This window comes from cf. Phormidesmis sp. LEGE 11477 (assembly GCF_015207105.1).
In the GTDB taxonomy this organism is placed as follows: domain Bacteria; phylum Cyanobacteriota; class Cyanobacteriia; order Phormidesmidales; family Phormidesmidaceae; genus Phormidesmis.
In genome coordinates this window covers 1-5,724 of record NZ_JADEXO010000195.1, presented here as the reverse complement: position 1 = coordinate 5,724, position 5,724 = coordinate 1, and the positions used below count along the sequence as shown (strand labels likewise).

The following is a 5,724-nucleotide window of genomic DNA, read 5'->3' as shown; positions in this document are numbered from 1 at the left end:
GAAGTAGGGTCAAAGGCAGGGCGGCCAGAATATCTGTGTGCGAGAGCGCTATTCGAGGCAGCTCGAAATCGTTTGTAAGAAAATGAGTTTAACAGCGGGTCGGTGCTGCCTTTGATGTGGGCTGCGATTAGTTTTGCTGTGATCGGTGCTAGCAAGATGCCGTTGCGGTAGTGACCTGTTGCTAGGGTCATGTTTTCGCAGGGGCTAGCGCCTAAGATCGGCAGCTGATCAGGGGTATCTGGACGAAAGCCCCACCAGCACTCTTCTATAGAAAAATTCGCTAGGGTGGGATAGAGCTCGATGGCGGCATTAAGTAGCTGAGCGATGCCAGCCGGCGTATTATGCGGCGCAAATCCAACTTTTTCTACAGTCGCGCCTAGAATAATGCGTCCATCTCGCCTGGGCACGATGTACACTTTCTCGCCGTAGAGCACGCGGTGCAGTGGCTGAGTCTGGCCATACCCGAGGGGAACTCGCAGACCCACCATTTGCCCTTTTGTCGGCGTTACCGGGATTGGCAATAGCTCTCTAGACCAAGCACCCGTTGCTAGCACATAGTGATCCGCTTGCTGTTGGCCGACTGAGGTTCGAAGGCTGATCACTTGGCCCTGGCACTGAACGAAGCCTTCGACGGCGACGCCCTCTCGAATCTCTATGCCAGCGTCTTGAGCCGCAGCGCGTAGTGTCTGCATCAGTGCGCGGTTGTCTACCTGAGCATCTTCTGGATAGAAATAACCGCCGACTACGTTTTGCCCTAGTCCAGACTGATAGCTATGGATTGCATCCGCACTGATTGGAAAAGCTATCTCATGGTTTGGTTTGGGCTCTTCTACTTCTACTTCTGGATCTGCTGGGCTTGGGCCTGGGCCTATACGAGGTGAGAGAATGCCGCAAGGCCAGTAGCCACTACTTTTTCCAGTGAGATTTTCTAGCTTGCTAGTCCAAGTGGGATAGAGTTCTAGGCTGCGCTGACACAGCTCGAACATAGGGCCAGAGGGAAGCCGTTCAGCGTTAGGGGCAAGCATGCCAGCAGCGGCATGTCCAGCGGCAGCAGTGAAATCTTTGCTGAGGACGGTAACTTTGGTGCCTTGCTGGTTGAGCTCTAGGGCGATCGCAAGCCCTATGCTCCCTCCTCCAATAACAATTACCTCTGCCTGCTGCATAGTCGAGAATCTAGTCACCACAGAAGTCTAGTCGCCACAACAGTATAGTTACCACAGAGCCGGAACAGATTCAGAGGCTGGTGCGGTAGAGCCGGGAGCTGCAGAACTACTGCTGTCGAGTGGATCTAGCGGGTCAGTTTGAGTGTTGTTTTGCGTGGCTAAACTGCTATTAGTACCGCTCCCATCAGGACTGAGCGGAGTCGCTTCAACTTGGCTATCGGCAACGATCTGATCGAGCGCTGCTCCCTGCTGACGCTGAATATATGTACCTGCTGTTTCTAGAGGAGTTGGATCAAAAACTTCTTCTGAGAGTCCATTGTTGGACTGTCGTCTTGTCCCATCGTTGGCCTGAGATATTCGTGTCCGATTGTCAGTTTGGCTTCTAGTAGCGCGAGTATCTTCAATAAAGCCATCATCAGCATTCCTCGGCTCTCTGCTGTTGTCGCCGCCGATTTCAACCAGTTCACCACCATCGGCAAAAGAGTCATCGCCAGGCGAATCCCTCAACCAGTTAAAGGCACGGTTGATCCCAAAGATCGCCACTAAAAAAATGCCTAAGACAGTAGCCCCAAGCGAGTATCGATTAGTCATTAGCTCTGCCCTTGTATCTTCACCGTTGCTACTGCCTGCTCCACCGCCTACTCACTGCCTGCTCTGGAGGAAACCGCCATTTGTTATTAGCTGTCTTTAGTAGATAGCGTGAGTCAATACAGGCCAGTGTACACATACTAAGCGATCTAATCTGTAATTCACGGGTACGAAGTAGGTCTAAAAAGGGCAAAAAAGCGGCCTCAATCACTGCTTTGCGGGGTCCAAGCAGTTGCGGATTCGTGACCCCAAAACCCTTCAAACTTAGTCACTTTGATATCGCCTAAAACCTGAGTTTGACAGGCTAGCCTCAGTGACTTTTGAGGATCGTGAGGGGGAAGCGTGCGCCTGGCAACGTCGCGCCAGTTCGCTTTGGAAACGTTTCCTTCTATCGCTACCGCACAGGTACCACACGTGCCGATGCCCATACAGTTGACATAGTTTGCCCTAGGACTATACAAATCGATGCCGTGCTCTAGAAGGGCCCGGCGGAGGTTAGCGCCTGGTTTGCAGTCAAACGTTTTACCCTGTGCAGTAATTGTTGGCATATTTATTGAGAGATGAACCTATATGAGTATTTGGACTTGGCAATCTTCAAAGCAGCAACCAGAAAAATCGTTTTTGACCTGTGCGCTGTTGCCTTGCCCCCACGGCTTTTTTACCAAGCAATTTTATCCGCAAGCGCCTGTCGATCTAGCCAAGTTGATTTCATCAGATGCCAACGTTTATCAAGTCAAGCAGGTTCATAGCGCCGATGTATTGCTGCCTAGTGAGATAGAGCTAGCGATCGCAGCTGGCCTACCTCACTTGTCAGACGGCACTGTGGCTCCTTTTCCCCTAGCCGATGGCATCGTGACTGAAAAGCCAAATCAGATGGCCTGGGCCTGCTCTGCAGACTGTACGCCCGCCCTGATTGGCGATGTAAAAACAGGGCAGGTGGCCGCTGTCCATGCTGGCTGGCGAGGTACGGCTCAAAAGATTTTGCCCAATGCGATCGCCTGTCTCCAGGCGCAAGGTAGTCAGCTCCAGCATCTGCGCGTTGCCCTAGGGCCAGCCATTGACGGCAGCGTGTATCAAGTCGGGCGCAATGTCGCGATTGAAGTCGGCAAAAGCGTAGCCCCAAACCTCAGCGATCAGGCCCTGATTGAACACCTAATGGCGATAGACCAGCCGCCCCTCCTCGATGATCAAGGAGAAGGCAAGCTTCGATTAGACGTTCGCCGTATCAACCAAATGCAGCTAGTCGAGATAGGAATTGAGCCAGAATGGATTGCGATCGCGCCTCACTGCACCTATCAAGAACCCGACCGCTTCTTCTCCTACCGCCGCACCAAGGAGAAAAAAGTTCAGTGGGCCGGTATTGTTAGCACCTAAGCTGGCGACTAGTACTCTATCAAAGCGATTTTTTTGATAGCTCACACTCTGCCTTTATGCATTGTCGTCAGCGGGCGGCGGATTGCCAAATACGGGCGTCAAAAAGGCCACAATTGCGCCAATCAAGAATCCAGAAACGTTGCGAATAACGGGCAGCAGTTCGGGTGTGCGGGTGACTACAGGGCCTAGACCAAAGGCAATGAACAAAATTCCCCAGAGCGGAGAAAACAGCAGCGCCCACTGCCAGGCAATGCCTTGCCCCTCTCGTCTAGGCTGAGCTGCAAAGCCGCAGATCACCCCACCTAAGATAGAAGTGATCAGCGTCAAGATCCACTGCTCGCGCGGCAGTCCAGGCACAACCGCGCAGCCGCCCCGGTTCAAGCAAGTCTCCAGCGCACCAATCGCGCCCAATACCGCCCCATCTTCACCGTTGTCGCGGACGTAGAACTGGTTACCAAAGCGGGTTTGCAGCTCAATCCAAAAGGTTCTAGGCAGCAGTGGATACAGTTCATCGCCCACGCTAAAGTTGAGCAGATTACCCCCTCTAGGATCGGCGACCATCATAATGCTGCGGTCGTTGAGTCCCCAGAAATCTTTGACCGCTCGCCCAGGCGTTTGATCAAACTGGGTCAATACCCGCAGCTTCCAGCCGGTTGAGGCTTCAAACTCCGGTAGCTCTGTGTTCAAATACTCTTCTTGCGCCGTATTTAAGATCCGCGCCAGATCGATGACGACAGTCGGCTCATCGGGCAAGAGTTCAGGGTTATTAACCGCAAGAGCCGGCGCAGGCGCTAGGGCAAACAGCACGATTAGGCATGCGATCGCACCGCTTATTCCCCCTTTCATCAATCCCTGGAAGTATCTGAGTTCTTTTAGTTGCCCAACTTGATATTTAACCCGCTGGGAATGTTCAACCAATCGGGTCACTTGCCAAGACAAAGCTGTGAAACAAATTCTCATTAGTTAAGGCCGCAGGCAATGACGCCTATCTTTACAGTTGTTTACCTAACTTTAAGATATCAGAATTTTGATAAGCAGTAGGCAATAGCGCCGAGGAAATTCTAGGCTTGAGCGAGTAAGGACATCGACGAGTGAGGAATTGAGGCGGATAGGCGCGGTCGTAAAGTCTTATTCTTCTCTCGTGTTTAGATAGGTAGTGGTCAGGTGTTAGTGGGATTTTCGATAGGTTGGTCAGTGGGTGTCCCAGTAGTTTTATGAGAAAAGTTGGGTAAGTTCACAAATTCTTCGGGAGACACGGGTGGTGAAATGGGGGTACTCGGCGGCGACATCGGCACATCAGAAGGACTAGTGGGTGAGTAACTAGTAGGTGGGCGACTAGCGAGCGGGCGACGAGTGGGCGGACGGCGACGGCGACGGGGCTTGCTCTGGGTCAAAACCTGGAGTGCAGCGCTCGCACCAGCAAAGAGGCTACGGGTTGTGACTTGCGCCTTTCTAGCTTGAACCTTTGCTTCTACAACGCTGCGATCGACTTGCTCGATGACATTACGGGCACTTTGCACGCTGCCGCTGACTTCGTCAGTTAGACCGGAGAGTTCTTTCCCCGTGAGGCGTAAATCAGTCAGGGTCGCTGGCAGCTCTCGGTTTAGTGTATCCAGCAGCTTTTCTGCACTTCTAGCGGCTCTTGCTAGCTCTTGAAGCGCCAAAATAGCGACCGTAAGCAGTGCTATCAAACTAATAGCAACTAGCAAAATCGAAATACCAAGCCATAGAAAGGGGTTGTTCACTATTCTTCGAGCGCCCTAGATTGAGGAGAAGACTGTCTGGGCACCTGACTGGGTGAATCCTGGCTGGCTGGATCTAGCTGGTTAGTTAGCTCATGAGTTGTTCCATTGGTGGATTGGCTGCTAGCTTCACTATCGACGCCAGGATTGTTACGCAGGTCGATCACGCTGTCGGTAACGCTACTAGACTGGCGCTCCCACTCCTGGCGACCTGCTGCTTGCCCCGCAGTAATTGCTTCACGCAGCCGCTCTAAGGTTTGTTCCCAGTTGTTCAAACTGTGGTCAGATAGGCGATCGGCCTGAAACTGAATGCTGGTGGCTAGATCTTCTGCTAACTCAGGGAGGGCATCAGCAGATTTTTTGAGGATGCGTCGGGTGTCTTTGCCGGTGCGCGGCGCGGCCAGAATGCCAGCGATCGCCCCAACGGCTGCGCCAATGATCATGCCACTGAGTAATCCATCTGATTTCTCGCCTGCCATCACTATTTTCCTCTGACTGCTTTAGATCTGGGCCTGGGTTGATTTTGACTATCCCTATTCCTATTTTCAAGCGTACTTCGAAACTTGGCGCTACAGCCTCCCAAGTTAGCTTTGCCTATAGATTCTATCCAGACTCCGCTAGGACTCCGTCTATAGCGAAGCTTAGGGGGTGGTGTAAACGGGTGAGCTTTGCGAACAGTCTTGCGTATGATGTTGCTCAATCATGGCAGCTTTTGATACAATAGTACTGTTGAGGTAACCAGTCATGTGGGCCAAAGCACTGAACCTTGAAAACGAAGTATTGGGTTCCCAAGCTAAATCGTGCTTGGGGTAAAACTTTGTGCGATATAGGTTGAACATATCAGTTTTGTACTTGTT

At 52.1% G+C, this 5,724-nt stretch carries 8 protein-coding genes; 1 reads left to right on the top strand and 7 read right to left on the bottom strand.

Annotated features, from left to right (window positions below; genetic code table 11):
* The 3 genes from thiO to IQ256_RS28140 all read right to left on the bottom strand — a co-directional run.
* Positions 1-1,184 (bottom strand): glycine oxidase ThiO (thiO, locus tag IQ256_RS28150; protein ID WP_370623568.1); only part of this gene is annotated, 1,184 nt, incomplete at its 3' end.
* 27 nt (positions 1,185-1,211) lie between these two features.
* Entirely contained in the window at positions 1,212-1,754 is a 543-nt protein-coding gene (locus IQ256_RS28145) for a hypothetical protein (RefSeq protein WP_193859002.1), read from the bottom strand.
* A gap of 200 nt (positions 1,755-1,954) precedes the next feature.
* On the bottom strand, positions 1,955-2,299 hold the full coding sequence (locus IQ256_RS28140) for a 2Fe-2S iron-sulfur cluster-binding protein (RefSeq protein ID WP_193859001.1): 345 nt from the start codon (positions 2,297-2,299) through the stop codon (positions 1,955-1,957).
* A gap of 22 nt (positions 2,300-2,321) precedes the next feature.
* Here IQ256_RS28140 and pgeF point away from each other — a divergent pair, with 22 nt between their 5' ends.
* Complete coding sequence (pgeF, locus tag IQ256_RS28135) at positions 2,322-3,125, top strand: peptidoglycan editing factor PgeF (protein WP_193859000.1); 804 nt, start codon at positions 2,322-2,324, stop codon at positions 3,123-3,125.
* A 54-nt stretch (positions 3,126-3,179) separates the two neighbouring features.
* Here pgeF and IQ256_RS28130 read toward each other — a convergent pair whose 3' ends face one another.
* The 4 genes from IQ256_RS28130 to IQ256_RS29925 all read right to left on the bottom strand — a co-directional run.
* Complete coding sequence (locus IQ256_RS28130; protein ID WP_370623567.1) at positions 3,180-4,043, bottom strand: TPM domain-containing protein; 864 nt, start codon at positions 4,041-4,043, stop codon at positions 3,180-3,182.
* Between the two features lie 242 nt (positions 4,044-4,285).
* Positions 4,286-4,870, bottom strand: coding sequence for a DUF948 domain-containing protein (locus IQ256_RS28125; RefSeq protein ID WP_193858999.1), 585 nt, complete (start codon positions 4,868-4,870; stop codon positions 4,286-4,288).
* Positions 4,870-5,346 (bottom strand): YtxH domain-containing protein, encoded by a 477-nt coding sequence (locus IQ256_RS28120; protein WP_193858998.1) that lies wholly within the window; start codon positions 5,344-5,346, stop codon positions 4,870-4,872. The genes IQ256_RS28125 and IQ256_RS28120 overlap by 1 nt, the downstream gene beginning before the upstream one ends.
* 162 nt (positions 5,347-5,508) lie before the next feature.
* A partial coding sequence (locus IQ256_RS29925; protein WP_228025365.1) for a hypothetical protein occupies positions 5,509-5,724 on the bottom strand: 216 nt, incomplete at its 5' end.